The 16,764-nt window shown below is 70.9% G+C and carries 13 protein-coding genes and 1 other RNA gene; 3 read left to right on the forward strand and 11 right to left on the reverse strand.

The features are described 5' to 3' along the window. Positions 1-42: 42 nt before the first annotated feature. The 8 genes from AB0I52_RS17645 to ftsE form a co-directional block, all read right to left on the reverse strand. A complete protein-coding gene (locus AB0I52_RS17645) occupies positions 43-1,488 on the reverse strand; it encodes an acyltransferase family protein (RefSeq protein WP_363073494.1) in 1,446 nt (481 codons plus the stop codon). Then, positions 1,485-3,680, reverse strand: a complete 2,196-nt coding sequence (locus tag AB0I52_RS17650; RefSeq protein WP_363073496.1) for a glycosyltransferase — start codon at positions 3,678-3,680, stop codon at positions 1,485-1,487. The genes AB0I52_RS17645 and AB0I52_RS17650 overlap by 4 nt, the downstream gene beginning before the upstream one ends. Further along, positions 3,681-4,358: a hypothetical protein gene (locus AB0I52_RS17655; RefSeq protein WP_363073498.1), complete on the reverse strand. Its 678-nt coding sequence runs from the start codon at positions 4,356-4,358 to the stop codon at positions 3,681-3,683. Between the two features lie 324 nt (positions 4,359-4,682). Next, positions 4,683-5,070: a transfer-messenger RNA gene (gene ssrA / locus AB0I52_RS17660) on the reverse strand. Positions 5,071-5,192: 122 nt separating this feature from the next. Then, positions 5,193-5,681: an SsrA-binding protein SmpB gene (smpB, locus tag AB0I52_RS17665; protein ID WP_362961363.1), complete on the reverse strand. Its 489-nt coding sequence runs from the start codon at positions 5,679-5,681 to the stop codon at positions 5,193-5,195. A gap of 18 nt (positions 5,682-5,699) precedes the next feature. After that, on the reverse strand, positions 5,700-6,887 hold the full coding sequence (locus tag AB0I52_RS17670) for a S41 family peptidase (protein WP_363073500.1): 1,188 nt from the start codon (positions 6,885-6,887) through the stop codon (positions 5,700-5,702). A gap of 68 nt (positions 6,888-6,955) precedes the next feature. Continuing rightward, the gene (ftsX, locus tag AB0I52_RS17675) at positions 6,956-7,873 is read right to left on the reverse strand and encodes a permease-like cell division protein FtsX (RefSeq protein WP_363073502.1); all 918 of its coding nucleotides are present in this window, start codon (positions 7,871-7,873) and stop codon (positions 6,956-6,958) included. A 23-nt stretch (positions 7,874-7,896) separates the two neighbouring features. Further along, a complete protein-coding gene (ftsE, locus tag AB0I52_RS17680; protein ID WP_327337139.1) occupies positions 7,897-8,586 on the reverse strand; it encodes a cell division ATP-binding protein FtsE in 690 nt (229 codons plus the stop codon). Positions 8,587-8,844: 258 nt separating this feature from the next. Between ftsE and AB0I52_RS17685 the strand changes: the two genes are divergently transcribed. After that, on the forward strand, positions 8,845-9,042 hold the full coding sequence (locus tag AB0I52_RS17685) for a hypothetical protein (protein WP_363073505.1): 198 nt from the start codon (positions 8,845-8,847) through the stop codon (positions 9,040-9,042). Positions 9,043-9,078: 36 nt separating this feature from the next. On the opposite strand, the gene AB0I52_RS17690 is transcribed toward AB0I52_RS17685, so the two are convergent. Further along, positions 9,079-10,659: a class I adenylate-forming enzyme family protein gene (locus AB0I52_RS17690; protein ID WP_363073507.1), complete on the reverse strand. Its 1,581-nt coding sequence runs from the start codon at positions 10,657-10,659 to the stop codon at positions 9,079-9,081. 4 nt (positions 10,660-10,663) lie between these two features. Beyond that, positions 10,664-12,199 carry an arginine decarboxylase gene (locus AB0I52_RS17695; RefSeq protein ID WP_363073509.1) on the reverse strand — a complete coding sequence of 512 codons (1,536 nt, stop codon included), beginning with the start codon at positions 12,197-12,199 and terminating at the stop codon, positions 10,664-10,666. Between the two features lie 312 nt (positions 12,200-12,511). Here AB0I52_RS17695 and AB0I52_RS17700 point away from each other — a divergent pair, with 312 nt between their 5' ends. After that, positions 12,512-13,840, forward strand: a complete 1,329-nt coding sequence (locus tag AB0I52_RS17700) for a transposase (protein ID WP_363073511.1) — start codon at positions 12,512-12,514, stop codon at positions 13,838-13,840. On the opposite strand, the gene AB0I52_RS17705 is transcribed toward AB0I52_RS17700, so the two are convergent. Further along, positions 13,816-15,768 carry a GAF domain-containing protein gene (locus AB0I52_RS17705; RefSeq protein WP_363073513.1) on the reverse strand — a complete coding sequence of 651 codons (1,953 nt, stop codon included), beginning with the start codon at positions 15,766-15,768 and terminating at the stop codon, positions 13,816-13,818. The genes AB0I52_RS17700 and AB0I52_RS17705 overlap by 25 nt on opposite strands. A 278-nt stretch (positions 15,769-16,046) precedes the next feature. Between AB0I52_RS17705 and AB0I52_RS17710 the strand changes: the two genes are divergently transcribed. Beyond that, positions 16,047-16,763 (forward strand): methyltransferase domain-containing protein, encoded by a 717-nt coding sequence (locus tag AB0I52_RS17710; RefSeq protein WP_363073560.1) that lies wholly within the window; start codon positions 16,047-16,049, stop codon positions 16,761-16,763. The last annotated feature ends 1 nt before the right edge of the window (position 16,764 follow it).

A 16,764-nucleotide genomic window follows, 5' to 3' on the forward strand; every position in this document is an offset into this window, starting at 1 on the left:
AACCTTGCTCTCACCGGGCCGGTGCCGGCCCGGTGAGGGCGCTCATCGCCGGCGCGGTCCCGGGGGCCGGGCCGGTTCGGGTTCCGGTGTGCCGCGTCCCGCGGCCCGCTTCCCGGTCCGCTTCGGCGCTCCGTTGGGCCAGAGCCGCGGCCGCCGTTTGGCCGCCACGTCCTCGACCCAGCCGACCGCGACGATCATCACCCCTATCAGGGGCCAGATCAGGATCAGCATGAGCGCGTCGTACGAGGCGTCGATGTACGTACCGAGGTGGTCACCGACCCACGGGACGTTCCACAGCTGGTCGATGATCGGCATCGTCGCCATGATCATCATGTTGTGCCAGAGGTAGATCGTCACGGCCCGGTTGTTGGCCAGGGTGATCGGGCTGTCCCAGCCGGCCAGCCGGCCCGGCAGTTCCTTCCACGAGGGCGCGTACTGGAGCAGGATCGCGCAGAAGCCCAGTGACCAGGTGGCCTGGGCGAGCGGGATCTCGTCCAGGTTCCACCCCTCGTCGGTGAGGTGCCCGGACGCCCACCAGAGGCCGAAGGCCATGATGATCGCGGCCGAGGAGACCGAGATGTAGCGCGGGATCCTGCGCAGCAGCCCGTCGTTGTGGGCGAAGCCCAGGATCCAGCAGGAGCCGAACGTCGCGAAGTCGACGAGCGCCTCGCCCGTCGCCCCGGGAACGGTCACCAGACCGGTGCCGATGACGGCCGTGAGGCCGATCGGCGCGAGCAGCGTCGCCCAGGGCAGTCTGCGGAACGCCTTCAGCAGCAGCGGGGAGGCCAGGACGAACCACAGGTAGGCGCGGATGTACCAGAGCGGGCCCGCCGCCTGTTCGGCCCACGACTGCTCCAGCAACCCGCTTTCGGAACCGCTCACCCACGGGTACGGCGGTGAGCCGACCGGCAGGATGTAGCAGCCCAGCTTCAGGAACCACCAGATGCCCTCCTCCCGCACCGGCTTCAGGCCCATCACGAACATCATGGGCACGATGAGGGCGGCGAACGCCCACATCGGCGGCAGCAGCCTGCGCAGCCGGCCGCGCAGGACGCTCCGGGCGGGGCGGGCCAGCGACCGGGCCATCAGTGAGCCGGCCAGCGCGAACATCACGCCCATGGACGGGAACAGGATGGTCAGCCAGGCCCAGCCGAACAGGTGGTAGACGACGACGCGGACCAGCGCGACGGCACGGAGCAGGTCGAGATAGCGGTCGCGGCCGCCCGCCTTCGGCGCGCCGGCCGCCGGCTCCTTCGCGGGGGCGGGCACCGCAGCCCCGGCCCCGGGGGGCGGGGCGTACCGGGCGTCGGCGGGCGGGTACGGCCCCTGTCCGGCGGGCGGGGGCGGGTGCTGGCCCTGTCCGGCTGCCGGGGGCGGGTACTGGCCCTGTCCGGCGGGCGCCCACTGCTGCTGCACCGGGAAGGGCACCGTGTGCGGCTCCCCGTGCGGCTGCTGCGGGTAGGCCGAGGGGTGGCTCGGGTGGGTCATGCGACGGGCCTCCGGTCATTGCTGCTGCCGCGCCGCCGGCTCGGCATCGAGCCGGGCGCCTCCACGACTCCGGTGCGGCGCAGCTTCTGCCACCGCAGCCGGCCGCCGGTGAGAGCGGTGATCCAGGACTGGAGCAGCACCACGTACATGAGCTGCCGGTAGAGGATCTGCTGGAGGGGCAGCGAGATCAGATGCGTCATGCGTTCCCGGTCGAGCCGGAAGGCGTACGCGGCGCAGACGGCCTGCACCGCCAGGACGCCGAGCCAGGCGACGACCGTCTTCTGAGTGGGGCCGAAGACGAGTCCGTACAGCAGGAAGACATCGATGAGGGGCGCGAGCAGCGGGGCGACGACCATGAACAGGGCGACGAACGGCAGCCCGACGCGCCCGAAGCGGCCGGAGGGCCCGCGCTCGACGACCGCGCGGCGGTGCTTCCAGATGGCCTGCATCGTGCCGTACGACCACCGGTAGCGCTGCGACCAGAGCTGTTGCACGGTCTCCGGCGCCTCGGTCCAGGCGCGGGCGTTCTCCGCATACACGACGCGCCAGCCGTCCCGGTGCAGGGCCATCGTCACGTCGGTGTCCTCGGCGAGGGTGTCCTCGCTCATGCCGCCGATCCGGTCCAGCGCGCCACGGCGGAACGCCCCGACCGCGCCGGGAATGGTGGGCATGCAGCGCAGCAGGTCGTACATCCTGCGGTCGAGGTTGAAGCCCATCACGTACTCGATGTGCTGCCAGGCCCCGATCATCGAGTCCCGGTTGCCGACCTTGGCGTTGCCCGCGACGGCCCCGACCCGGGGGTCGGCGAAGGGCTGCACGAGCTCGCGGACGGTGGCCGGCTCGAAGACCGTGTCGCCGTCCATCATCACGATGATGTCGTGGCGGGCGTGCGCGATGCCGTTGTTGAGGGCCGCGGGCTTCCCGGCGTTGCGCTGGCGCACCACCCGTACGTTCGGCAGCCACATCGCCTCGACGATGTCCGCGGTGCCGTCCGTGGAGCCGTCGTCGATCACGATGACTTCGACCGGATAGTCACTTGCCACCAGGGAGCGCACCGTGTTGGCGATGCACTCGCGTTCGTTGTACGCGGGCACCAGGACGGTCACCGGGCGGGTGACCGGCTCGCCCCAGCTGAAGTCCCGTTTCCGGACCCGGCGCGCGTGCGCGAAGGAGAGCAGCAGCATCAGTCCGAAGCGGCTGATGACGAGCACCCCGATGACGGCGAGGCCGGCCGCCATCACATCGGTGATGTGCTCCGAGACGGCGACGGCGTGGACGAACGCCTTGCCCTTCCAGAGCGCGAGGCCGGTGACCGGGGTGTGCGCGCTGGGGGCGCCGAGGGCGGTGGTGAGGTTGGCGAATTCGTACCCCTCGTCCTGCATCCTGGGCAGGAAGCGGTCGAGCGCGGCCACGGACTGGGACCGGTCGCCTCCGGAGTCGTGCATCAGGACGATGGCGCCCTTGCCGTACTTCGGGGTGGCGTTCTTGATGATGGTGCGGACACCGGGGCGCTTCCAGTCCTCGCTGTCGGTGTTGTTGACGACGGTGAGGTAGCCGTGGCTGCCGATGTACTGGGTGACCGGCCAGGACTTGTCGTCCATGGCGTCGGCGAACGAGGAGTACGGCGGGCGGAACAGCGACGTACGGATTCCGGCCGCGCCCGCCAGCACCAGCTGGTTCTGCGAGAGCTCCCAGTCGATGCGCGCGTCGGACTGGTAGGAGAGGTCGGGGTGGTTGAAGGTGTGCAGCCCGACCTCGTGCCCCTCGTCGACCATGCGCTTCACCAGCTCGGGATAGCGCGAGGCCATGGTGCCGGTGACGAAGAAGACGGCGTGCGCGTCGTACTCCTTGAGCTTGTCGAGCACCCGCGGGGTCCACACCGGGTCGGGGCCGTCGTCGAAGGTCAGCACGATGCGGTGATCGGGGATGCGCAGGGTCTTGGCGGGCTCGGTCGCGCTGCGCGCGTCGATGACCGGTCCGCCTTCGAGGACCTGCTGGGGCACCTTGTCGGTGGCCGCCGGTGGCTGGATCCGGTGGTCGGCGAGGATTTCGCTGTGCACGTAGCCGCGCAGCATCAGCATGGCGAGCAGGGCGACGAGGAGCAGGAACGGCAGCAGATAGCGCATGGGGAGCCTGCGCCGCCGGGTCTGCTTCTTGCGGTTGTGCCTGCCCCGCGTAACGGGGGTGGTCATTTACTTGGCGCCTTCTTGCTCTTGCACCGGAGGTTCCGTGGACTCGACGGGCGGTGTCACGGTGTCCGGCGGCGGCGTCTCAGGGTCGGCGGGAGGCGTCACAGTGCTGATGGGCGGGGCGGAGACCGGGGTGTCGTCGGTCGGCGCGGTGCCACCGCCGCCGCTGATCTCGGTCCGGTCCGCGGCCGGCACGATGGGGGCCGGTGCCGAGGAGCCGGCGCCGGGCGCCGGGGAACCGGCGGCGGAGCTGCCCTGCACTACCGGGGCGCTGCGCCCGTTCACCGGGGCGGACGGCGAGGAGCCGGCCGACGCACCGGGCGCCACCGGGGCGCCCGCGCTCTCGCCCGGCGTCGGAGGCACCTGCACCTCTTCCGCCTTCTTGTGCTCGTCCTGGCCGGAAAGCGGCAGAAACGGGGCGCTGGAGTTGCCGCCGAGGACGGCGCCGACGAGCGTCACCGCGAAGCAGACGCAGACCGCCGCGATCACCCAGCCGAACCGCCGGAGCGTCTTGCTCCGCCGCCCGCTCTCGTCGACGAAAACAGGGCCGTCGGAGCCTTCCGGAGCGCCGGGTTCCGGGAGCAGCTCGGAGAGCTGCCGTCCCAGACCGTCGAGTTGGATGGTGACTTCGTTCGGCTCGTGTGTGTGCCCCGCATGGGCACCTTCGCGCCAAGTTTCCACTGTTGTACGCACTTCCCCCACTCAGGATCGGGTGCGCGCGAATGACCGGTTGTGTGTCGCCGGACCGGGCCCCCACCCTGTCCAAGCGCCCCCCCTACCACAGCGCACCCGGACGATGAATGTAGCGCACGCCGAGGATGCTCCGACCCTACTGTCCGGTGTTGTCCATGATGAGACATACATCTGTTCCGACCAACGGTGCGACCCCTGCCCCGGGCGCCGGTGCGCGCTCCCGCACGCCCCCTCATGGTCGGCCGGCCTGCGGGACAGAAAAAAACGAGGACCCCGTTGCCAGCGGCAACGGGGTCCTCGTTCACATGGGAATTGTGGAGATGGCGGGAATCGAACCCGCGTCCAACGGTGCGGAATCAGGGCTTCTCCGAGTGCAGTTCGCTGCGCTTTTCTCGGCCCCGGAGGTCACGCGAACAAGCCTCCGACAGGCCCAGCCACTGTTTGATTTCCTTCAGGGCCCCGTGACCGGGCCTAGAAGTTTAGATCCCTTAATGATGCCAGGATCCGGGTCGGGATCACCCCCGGGCTGACACTCCGCAGAGTCTTCGCTTAGCTGCTAATTAGGCAGCGAGGGCGAAGGCGGAGGAATCGCGCTTGGAATTGGCGATTATTGGTTGCGACATATGGTTAACGAGATCATTGCCGCTTCCTCGACTCGCTTCCCCTGCTTCGACATCCGCTGTCGAAACCGATCATCCCCATGTTGATTTTTCAAAGGTGGTACACACCCCGTGGGGTGCAGTGCCATCGTACGTGACCAACGCACGCCGATGCCAGCGTATTCCTGGCGGACCGGCCGCCGGCCGGTCCCCGCGGGTCCGGTCAGGCGCTCCGCTGGCGCCGGCGGGCCGCCGAGACCGCCCGGTTCGTCTCCCTCGTGTCCTGCTTCTCGCGCAGCGTCTGCCGCTTGTCGTACTCCTTCTTGCCCTTCGCCAGCGCGATCTCGACCTTGACGCGACCGTTGAGGAAGTACAGGGCGAGCGGCACGATCGTGTGGCCGGTCTCCTGCGACTTCGACTCCAGCTTGTCGATCTCGGCCCGGTGCATCAGCAGCTTGCGCTTGCGCTTGGCCGAGTGGTTGGTCCAGGTGCCCTGGACGTACTCCGGGACGTGGATGTTGTGCAGCCACGCCTCGCCGCCGTCGATCTGCACGAAGCCGTCCACCAGCGAGGCCCGGCCCATGCGCAGCGATTTGACCTCGGTGCCCATGAGCGCGAGGCCGCACTCGTAGGTGTCGAGGATGGTGTAGTCGTGACGCGCCTTCTTGTTCTGCGCGATGATCTTGCGCCCGGTGTCCTTTTCCTTAGCCATAGTGCGGCCATTTTCGCACTACGACCCACCCCCGAGGCCACTCAATACCGTCTCGGCCCGTTCCTGGGCCCGTGAGCTCACCGCGAGGTCCGGTGTGATGCCCCGGTCGTCGACGCTCCGGCCCGCCGGAGTCCGGTAGTGGCCCACGGTCAGCTCGGCCACCGATCCGCCCGCGAGCTTGCTCGGCATCTGGACGGAGCCCTTGCCGAAGGTGCGCGAGCCGACCGTGACCGCGCGCCCCCGGTCCTGGAGTGCGCCGGTCAGCAGCTCGGCCGCGCTCATCGTGCCGCCGTCGATGAGGACGACGACGGGGCGCACGGTGTCGCCGCCCCCGTCCGCGTACAGGGCGCGCTGCTCGCCGTGCACGTCGTAGGTGGCGACCAGGCCGCCGTCCAGGAAGGCGGAGGCCGCGGTGACGGCCTCGGTGACCAGCCCGCCGGAGTTGCCGCGCAGGTCCAGCAGGACACCGGCGCCCGCCGGTGCCTCCCGGACGGCGTCACGGACCTCGGCGCCCGAACCCCTGGTGAACGAGCCGACCTCGATCAGTACAGCTGCGGAGGAATCGGAACGGTCCGGTCCGAGCCGTCGCACGGTGACGGCCTCGGTGGTGAGACGGGCCCGGTGCAGCGTCTCGGTCCGGTCGGCGGAGCCCCGCTGCACCCCCAGGACCACGGCGCTCCCCGCGGCCGCGCCGGTACGGTCACCGCGCAGCAGGGCCACCACGTCGGAGACCGGGCGGCGGTCGACCCGGCGGCCGTCGACCGTGCGGATCAGGTCGCCCGCGCGGATACCGGCCCGGCCGGCGGGGCTGCCCGGCTGGACCCGGGCGACCGCGACCAGCCCGTCGGCGGAGCGTCTGGCGGCGATCCCGACCCCCGTGTACGAGCCGTCGAGGGCCTGCTCGAACTCCTGGTACTCCCGCTCGTCGTACACCGCGCCCCAGCGGTCCCCGCTGCGGCTGACGACCTCCTCGGCCGCCTCGGTGCCGGACTTGCCGTCCGCCACGGCGTCGGCGGCGGCCTCGGCCACCGCGTCCCGGTCCGTGGAGGAGGCGACGGGCCGGGTCTTCGTCTCGGTACCGCGCCCGTCGCCGCGCGGCAGCGAACCGGTGGCGGCGCCGGTGGCGAGAACGCTCGCGAAGACCAATGTCAGGGCCGCCCCGCGGCAGAGTCCGCGGGGCCCGACACGATGAACGGGGCCAGACATGGCGTTGAGTCTAGAGGTACGGCTCCCCGGCGCGCGGTCTGTTGGCCGCGCGCCTCAGGAGGTGATCGTCATACCTTGAGGTACTTGCGCAGCGCGAAGAGAGCGGCGACCGCGGGCATCAGCAGACCGATGGCCAGGACCAGCGGGAGCTTGGTGAGGACCGCGTCCCAGCCGATGAAGTCGATCAGATTCAGCTTGTCCTGGAGCGCCAGGCCACCGTCGATCAGGAAGTAGCGGCCCGCCAGCAGCATGACGCAGGCCAGTACGCCGCCGATGAGACCGGCGAACGCGGCCTCCATGATGAACGGCATCTGGATGTAGAAGCCGGAGGCACCGACGAGCCGCATGATGCCCGTCTCGCGCCGTCGGCTGAACGCGGACACCCGGACCGTGTTCACGATCAGCATCAGCGCGATGACCAGCATCAGCGCCATCACGAAGAGCGCGGCGACGTTCATGCCGTTCATCAGCCCGAACAGGTTGTCCAGGATGCTTCTCTGGTCCTGGACCGACTGCACCCCGTTGCGGCCGGCGAAGGCGGTGGCGACGACCTTGTACTTCGTCGGGTCGTGGAGTTTGACGCGGAACGACTCCGGCATCTGGTCCGGCGTGATGTTGCCGGCCATCGGGGAGTCGCCGAACTCCTCCTGGTAGTGCTTGTACGCCTGGTCCGACGACTCGTACGTCACCGTCTCGACGACGTCCATCTTCTTGAGATCGCCCTCGATCTCCTTCTTCTGCTCCCCGGTGACCGCACCCTTGGCGCACTGGACCACCGTCTCCGAATCCCCCTTGCCGCAGAGGTAGATGGAGACGTTGACCTTGTCGTACCAGTAGTCCTTCATCGTGCTGACCTGCTCGCGCATGAGCAGCGCGCCACCGAACAGGGCGAGCGAGAGGGCGACGGAGACGACGACGGCGAAGGTCATCGTGAGGTTGCGACGGAGGCCGACGCCGATCTCCGACAGGACGAACTGGGCGCGCATGGCGTCCTTTCAGTGCTGGGTGCTCAGTGCTGGTAGCCGTAGACGCCGCGCGCCTGGTCGCGTACGAGACGGCCCTGCTCGAGCTCGATGACGCGTTTGCGCATCTGGTCGACGATGTTCTGGTCGTGGGTCGCCATGATCACGGTGGTCCCGGTCCGGTTGATCCGGTCCAGCAGCTTCATGATGCCGACCGAGGTCTGCGGGTCGAGGTTGCCGGTCGGCTCGTCCGCGATCAGCAGCATGGGCCGGTTCACGAAGGCCCGCGCGATCGCCACGCGCTGCTGCTCACCACCGGAGAGCTCACCGGGCATCCGGTCCTCCTTGCCGCCGAGGCCGACGAGGTCGAGGACCTGCGGAACGGCCTTGCGGATCTCACCGCGCGGCTTGCCGATCACTTCCTGGGCGAACGCCACGTTCTCCGCGACGGTCTTGTTGGGAAGCAGCCGGAAGTCCTGGAAGACGGTGCCCAACTGGCGGCGCATGTGCGGCACCTTCCAGTTGGACATGCGCGCGAGGTCCTTGCCCAGGACGTGGACCATGCCCTGGCTGGCGCGCTCCTCACGGAGGATGAGTCGCATGAAGGTGGACTTCCCGGAGCCGGAGGAGCCCACCAGGAAGACGAACTCGCCCTTCTCGATATCGAGAGACACATCCCGTAGAGCGGGACGGCTCTGCCTGGGGTAAGTCTTGGAGACGTTGTCGAATCGGATCACGGATGCACCACGGTCGGCCGGGAGTAGGTGAGCGTGACCATACGCGAACCGGACTGACGCGTGCAGGCGCGCGTACCGGGATGGGTGATTTATGACGGAACGCAAGCGGGAGCGAATCGGGAGCTTCCGTGACCTGTCCGGCGGGCCGCGCCGAAATCCGCGCGAGCTGGCACAGTGGTAGGGGAACGGTGGCGTTTCCGTGAGCGTTGTGCGGAGTGAAGGCTTGTGCGGCTCCGCCGCGCGGGAGGAGGAAAGCGCATGACCTACGACCGATTGGTGTGCGCGAACTGTGCGGCGCCCGTGGCCGAGGGGCGCTGCCCCGTGTGCCGGGCCAGCCGTGCGCGGCTGGAGCAGCAGGGACAGGGCCCCTTCGGCGGGATGAACCCGATGATGCTGATCGCCCTGCTGGTGGTGCTGTTGTGCGCGCTGGCACTGCTCGCCCACCAGGCGGCGTGACCGACCGGAGCCACTCGGTCACCCGAAACGGCCCGGTCACCTGACCGCTCGGGCCACCGGCTCCCCCGCGAGCACGCGCGGGAGCACCCGCGCCAGCAGCTCCCCCGCCCGTGCCTTGCCGGTCGGGCTGTACGGGATCGAGGCGACCCGCACCACATGGGCGGGCAGGCACGGGACCCTGCTCGCGCAGGCGGCCCGGACCGCGCTCTCGCCCTCGGCCCCGCGCTCCGGGGAGACCGGGACGAAGGGCACGATCAGGGCGTCGCCGACGCCCGGCAGGCCGACGCGCAGGACCGCGGTGTCCCGTACGCAGTCGAGGTCCATCAGGTCGTATTCGAGCCCGAAGACATTGACGTCCAGCGGCGCCGTCCCGTCCACCTTGGAGACGCCGTCCGTGCGGCCGGTGAGTTCCAGGCGCCCCTCCTCGTCGAGCACGCCGCTGTCGCCGGTGAGCAGGAACCGCCGGGTGCCCTCGCCGTCGCCCGTGTCGAGGTCCAGGAAGACCGGCACGCCGGTCGCGTAGTCGTCCATCAGCTGGAAGCTCGCGACGGCGACGCGGCCCCGGACGCCCGGCGGCACGAGGTGCCCGTGCGCGTCGACCACCGCGACGGCGCTGCCCTCCATGGCCCGGCCCGCGCGGCTGGGGGCGGTGTGCAGGTCGTCGGGGGTGATGAGGGTGTTCAGGCCGGTCTCGGTGGTGCCGTAGTACAGGTGCAGAACGGGTCCGAGCCGCTTCCAGGCAGTGTCGATCAGCCATCGGTTGAGGTGCCGGCCGCCGGAGAGCACGAAGCGCAGCCGGGAGCAGGCGGCCAGGTCCGCGGAGGCGGGGTGCGAGACCAGGGACGCCAGGTCGGGCGGTACCACCAGGGTGGTGGAGACGCCCTCCGTACGGATCAGCCGGGCCATCTGCTCCGGATCGCCCGGCGGGCACAGGACGAGCCGGCCGCCGACGGCGAGGAACACCCGCGCCCAGCCGGGGCCCGAGGAGTGGTGGAGCGGAACGGTCAACAGGTGCACGTCGTCCCGGCCGAACGCGAACCGCTCGACCAGCAGGGCCAGTCGGCGTGCCTCGAACGACGTGTGCCGGATCACCATGCGGGGCGTGCCGCTGGTCCCGGAGGTGAAGCAGTACATCGCGAAGGGCTGCTCGACCGGGTCCACGTCGCGGGGTTCGGCGGCCGCCAGCGCGGCGTAGCTCCGGGCGCTCGCGGCGGGGCCGTCGAGGTGGACGGCGAGCGCGTCGCCGCCCGGTCCGGCCCCGGCCCGGGTCGCGGCCGCCAGCAGGGCGCGGTGCGGAGCGGTGCTGAACAGCACGGTGGGGCGCAGCTGTTCCAGGGCGCGGGCGGTGGCTTCGGGCGTCGCGGTGAAGTCCAGGCCGACGCACGGGATGCCGAGGGTCGAGCAGGCGGCCATCACGACGACGAGCTGCCAGCTGTTCCCGGCGGCGAACGCAGCGCGGGCCGGGCGGCCGGGCGGCAGGAGCGCGTGCAGTCCGGCCGTCACCCGGCTCACCTGGTCCTCGAACTGCCGCCAGGTCAGCCGCGCCGGGCCGTCGACGAGGGCTGTGTGTACGGGCCGGTCGGCCGCATGCCTGCGGATGTCGACGAGTTTGAGCATCTGGTCACTCCGTATCTGCCGTTCCACTGAGGAGGGAGGATGCCGGAGCCGGATGGGCCGCTGTGCCCCCCTGGCGCAGCGTGTAGATCTCGACCCCGCTGGTGCGCAGCGCGTCGAGTTCCTCGCGGGTCCGGGCGGAGAGCTTCTCGCCGGGCACGGTGATCGGGATGCCGGGCGGGTAGGCGATGATGAAGTGTTCGGCGGTGTCCCCGGCCAGCGCCTCGGACGTGGCCCGGTAGGTGCGCTGAATGGTGCGCAGCGCGTCGAGCAGCCGCAGCAGGGTTCCCTCGTCGACGCCGATGTGGACGTGGAAGACGACGGCGTCGCCGCTCTCCCTGGCGACGTACAGGGCGTACTCGTCGAACAGGATGCGGCGGAACTCGGCCGCGGTGATACCGAGTGCGCCGATGTCCACCAGGACCCGGGTGGGGTCCTCGTGGACCAGCAGCGCCGGGTCGGTCAGGTGCCCCTCCGGCCCGAGCACCCGGAAGGCCGACAGCCTGGGGTCGGAGCGGATCTCGGCGCGCAGGGTCCTGGCCAGGTTCAACGAGCGCTCCAGCAGCGCCTCCCCCTCGGTCTCGGCCTGCAGCCTGGCCAGGTCGAGACTGGCCAGCACGGGCCAGCTCGGCGAGGTGGTGTGGTGCTGGAACAGGGACTGCGCGACGCGCTCCCGCAGCTCACCGTCGCCCATCAGATGCAGATAGGACCCCTGCCGCAGGGCCGACATGGACTTGTGGGCGGAGTGGGTCACCGCGACCGTCATCGGCAGTCCCGGCTCGGTCTCGCGCAGCCTGCGCACCGCCTCCAGCGCGGTCAGCGACCGCAGCCTGGGGTGGTAGTGGTGGACGGCGCCCCACGCCTCGTCGACCAGGACGGATACGGACGGGTGCAGTTCGGCCAGGGCGCGGAGCAGTGACGGCAGGTCGTAGCGGACCCCGTCGTAGGAGACGGCGGAGAGCACCACGGTGTCGTAGGGCACGCCTTCCGCGACGGCGAGGGCGAACATGTCGAGCAGTTGCCGGAGGTCGGCGAAGGTCCGCGGGCAGTCCGCGCAGCAGCGGCGCATCGGCGCGTACTCGGTCACCGCGTCGAGGTCACCGAGTGCGAAGTGGACGGACTGGTGGCAGCTCCGGTCGGCCAGCACCCTGCCACCGGCCGGTACCAGGGCGCCGAGCGCGACCCGGTTGGCGGTGCTGGTGCCGGCGGAGAGGAAGACGGTCGCGTCCGCGCCGAAGCTGCTCGCCGCCAGCCGCTGTGCGGCGCGCAGCGGTCCGCGCGGGCGGAAGAACGAGTCGAGCATCGTGCCGCTGTAGGACACCTCGGCGGCGAGCTGCGCCTGCCCGAACAGCGCCTCGTAGACGTCGCGGACCTTCGAGTTCCTGATGGAACCCCCGTGCGAGAGGGGCAGGGCGTGGAAGGAGGCGATGTCCCGCCGGGCCACGGCGAGCACCGCCTCGGCCAGCGGGGCGCCGCTCCGGCCGGGAGCGGTCTGGGCCCCGGGCCCCGGACGTACAGCAGAACCGCTACCGGGTTCAAGCATGTCTGTGCACTCCAGAAGGTGAGGGAACACCCGGTCAGGGGTGCCGGGGTGCCACTCTGCGCAGCCGCGTGCGCATGCGTCAGCGGCTCCTCCCGGCCCTGTCAGTTGCGGGTGACTTCGTCAGGTGTTCCGTCACGTGTTCCGTCACCTCCGGGGTACCGGGGTGGTGACCCCACCACACCCGCCACGGCCCCGCACCGGGTGATCCGGGCTTCCGGACCGGCCTGATGGTGGCCGGAGCACCATGACGCGGGGGGATCTGGTGCCCGGCGCACCTCGTCCGGCACGGGTTGCCGGGGTCACCGTTGGCGTATGAGTGGAGCCCTGAACCAAGTCCGGGACGTATTCGCCGGTTTCCCGGACGCAGACGAACCGTCCGATGTGGTCTCCGAGCTGGCCGCCACGGTGTTCTCCGCGTCCCTGCGCCGGAGGGACCAGCGCCTGAAGGGGGAGCAGTACCTGCGCGGACTGCTGACCGTGGGCGGTCGCAAGACGATGCGCAACATCGCCTCCCTCACCGGGGGTTCAGCCGTCGAGCAGAGTCTTCAGCACTTCATCTCCAGTTCCACCTGGGACTGGGCGCCGGTCCGGGAGGCCCTGGCCGGCTATGTGCAGCGGACGGTTCCGCCGCAGGCCTGGGTGCTCCAGCAGATGTCGATCCCCAAGGCCGGTGACCAGTCGGTGGGTGTGGCTCCGGGTACGCCCGGGGGCGGCGGGACGGCCGGGCAGCGGGCCTTCGGGCTGTGGTTCGCCTCGGAGGAGATGAGCGTGCCGGTCAACTGGCGGCTGCATCTGCCCGAGTTCTGGCTCCAGGACGCCGTGCGGCGGCGTGCGGACATTCCGGCGGAGACGGTGGCGGAGTCCCCTGACGAATGCGCGGTGGCCGTGGTCCTGGAGACGATGAACCGCTGGCCGGTGCCGCCCAGGCCGCTGCTTCTCAATGCCTGCGGGCACGATCTCCCCCTGCTGATGCGGGAGTTCGGGGCAGCCGGAATGCCCGTGCTGGCCCGGATCGGCCCGTCGAGCCGGCTGGCGGTGGCCGATCCGGCACTGCCGGGGTACGGCGCCGGAGTGGTGTCCGCGCAGCAGATCGTCGAGACGGTCAAGGGGCTGCGCCACCAGGTGCGCTGGGGCGCGTCGAGCGCGCTGGTCGTCGCGGTGCGGGTGGTGTTCGGGCAGCGGGTCCCGTACGCGCGGGCCGGGGCGCCGAACCGGGGGCAGCGCAGTCTGCTGCTGCTCGGGGTGTGGAACGATCCGCTGCGCCCGGCGGGGGAGCTGTTCCTCACCGACATGACGCAGGCCCCGCTGCCCGCGCTGCTGCGGATGAGCCGGCTGAGCCGCGGGGTCGCACGGGACTTCACCGAGGTCGGCGAGCGGGTCGGGCTACGGGACTTCGAGGGCCGCTCCTTCCGCGGCTGGCACCGGCACATCACGCTGGCGTCCGTGGCGCACGCGGCGGCGCTGCTCGGCGGGACGAGCCGGGGCGGACCGGCTCCGCGGCAGCCCTTCCCGGTCGCCGTGCCCGGTCCGGGGGCGCAGCCGCAGCCCTGGGAGCACCTGCGCGCGGCGGGCCCGGAGCCGGAGCGCGTGGTCCGGTCCGTGCGGGTGCCCAGCCCCTATGTGGCCGGCGCCTCGGTCTGAGGCGGCGCGGTGCCCGTCCGGCGCAGCGTGTGCCGGGCGCGCTGGAGCCGCAGCGCGAGCTGCACCTCCAGCGCGCGTACGGGCTCCTGCCAGCCGGCGCCCAGGAGGTCGGTGATGCGCTCCAGCCGTCGCGAGACGGTGTTGGGGTGCACATGCAGGCTCTCCGCCGCACGCGTGGGGCTGTTCCCGGCGGCGAAGTACGCCTCCAGGGTGCGCACCAGCTCGGTGAACTGCTGGGTGTCGTAGTCCAGTACGGGCCCGATGGTGGAGCCGATGAAGGACGCCGTGTCCGGCCGGTCGGAGAGCAGCATGCCGAGGAATCCGAGCTCATCGGGCGACGCGGTGGCGCCGGTGCTCCCGAGCGCGGTCAGCGCGTCCAGGCAGCGCCGTGCCTCGCGGTAGGTGAGGATGATGGAGACGGGGTCGGTGATCGGTCCGGCCGCGCCCACGGTCACCGGATGGCCGAGCACCGAGGACAGTTCGCGCGAGACGTCGCGGGCCCGGGACCCCGGGTCGGTGCCGGGCAGCAGCAGGACGATGCAGCCTCCCTCGGTGGTCTTCAGGCCGGAGAGCCGGTGGGCGTACGACGACGCCCAGACGACGGCCTTTCCCTGCACGCCGCCCTCCGGCCGTGCCACCACCGTTACATGAGGTTCCGTCAGGTCGACCGCGAGCCTGCGGGCCCGCTCCGCGAGCTGCCCGGCGGTGTACTGCGAGGTGCTGAGGAGTTCGTGGAAGAGCTGGTCGCGCATGTGCCCCTCGGCCGCGGCGGCGCTGCGCTGGACCTGGAGCAGGACCGCGGTGGTCTGGGCGGCCGTCCGCAGCAGCTGGAGGGTGTGGTCGGTGGCCGGTTCGTCCGGTGCGAGCACCAGGGTGGCGAGGATCTCGTCGCCCGCGGCGGCCGGGCAGCACCACAGGCCGGCGGCCGACCGGGTGGGGGCGCGCTCGGTGTGGGCGTCCAGGACCGTCTTGAGCAGTTCGCCCTCGTCGAGCTCCGGCGCTGCGCCGGAGGCCGCCATCGGTCTCCCGGCCACGTCGCGGATCAGCAGGGTGCCGCCGAGCGCGTCGCCCGCGGCCACGGCCAGCTCGTGCAGGTCCCGGCCGCACAGCACCAGGTCGGTCAGCCGGCTCTGGGTCTCGCGCAGGTGACGGGAGGCGGAGGAGGAGTCCAGGGCGCGGGAGGAGTCGAGCTCCAGCTCGGATATCTCCTCCCTGGCCCGCGCGAGCAGCCGGGCCTTCTTGATCGCCACGGAGACCAGGTCGCCGAGCGAGGACATCTGGGTGATCTCGTCGGGTGTGAAGTGCCGGACGTTCCGGTCGGCGACGTACAGGGAGCCGAAGACCTGGTTCCCGTCGTGCAGCGGAACCGACATGAGGGCGTGGAGCCCTTCGGCGCGCACCACTTCGTCGATGACGGCGGAGTGCGGAAAGCGATCGTCCGTGAGGTAGTTGGGGGACCAGAAGGGGCCCGCGAGCGATCTCGACCGGTTGCCAACCCCGCCGGAGCCGGGGATGCGGAACCCGACGGTGATCGCGGAGGCGTGCCCGTCGGCCGCGCGGACGTACGAGCAGTCCTCGGCGGGGTCGTGAAAGCTGATCCAGGACATGTCGAGGTTGAGCAGGAGCCGGGCGCGGCGGGTGATGACCTTGAGCAGCGCGTCCAGGTCGTAGGGCAGGGTGAGTTCCCTGGCCGTGTCGACGAGGGCGGCGAGTCCGGCCTCGCGCTGATGGCGTCGGGCGAACAGGCTGTGGATGTCCAGGGCGAGGCCGCGGGCACGCTCCAGCAGCGCGGCGGACTCGGCGTCGTCACCGCCTTCGGACCGGGCGGTGCGCAGTAAGTCCTCGAAGCGGTCGGGCGGCGCCTCGGCCGCGAGCAGTTCGAGCAGGCCGAACAGGGCACTGCTCACCGGATCGGCATCGCGTGACATTGCTGGTTCCCTCCCCCAGGGCCGCCCCAGCTGTTCCGGGACGCGGGACCACGAAGTCCTGCCGCGAACCTAAAACCTGCGAGCGGACCGAGTCAACCAGTGGCTTGTTTTGTGAAGTTGCTGGTCAGAGCAGGTGAGGGTGGCCGGAGCACCACATCGCTGCCGGAGGCTGTGGCCGGGACACCTTCCTGCGGGCACGGCCCCGAAGGCATCGTCAGGGCCGGAGCGCCGCTCTGGGTACTCACCCGATGACACACCGAAACGGGGATCCACACGTGATGCGAGTCCAGTGCTACGAACGTTCTCTGCAACGCAGCCACGCCTCCCTCACCCGGGACGACCGGCCGCCCGTCTTCGCCATGGCCGGCCGGGAATGGGATCTGCTGGACGAGGTCTTCGCCCCCGTCTACTCGCCGTCGACCGAGGCCGCGATCGGTTTCCTGGGGCTGGCCGGCGGGCCGGCGAAGGCCCCGCGCGGATCGTTCCTGGAGATCGGCTGCGGCACCGGTGTCATCGCCGTGCTCAGCGCGCTGAACGGCTGCCCCCGGGTGGTGGCCGCCGACATCAGCCGTCCCGCCGTACGGAACGCGGAGCTGAACGCCGAGCGCCACGGCGTGCGCGACCGGCTGGACGCGGTGCACAGCGATCTGTTCTCGGGACTCCCCGGCGAACGCTTCGACACCGTCTTCTGGAGCTCCAACTATGTTCGCGCACCCGACACATACACGTACGGCTCCATTCACGAGGCGGCCTACGTGGACCCCGGCTACCGCACCCATCGCCGCTTCCTGACCCAGGCGCCGGACGCCGTCACCGGGAACGGCCGGGTGCTGCTGCACTTCAGCGACCGCGGCGACCTGGACCGCCTGCACGAGATCGCCGCCGAGTGCGGGCGCACGCTGCGCACCGTCGCGAGCGAGCTGACGGTCGAGGGCGAGTACAGCAGCGACCTGGTCGAGCACATGCTGCTCGAAGTCGCCGTGGCGAGCGGCTGAG

This window comes from Streptomyces sp. NPDC050423, from assembly GCF_040655445.1.
In the GTDB taxonomy this organism is placed as follows: Bacteria; Actinomycetota; Actinomycetes; order Streptomycetales; family Streptomycetaceae; genus Streptomyces.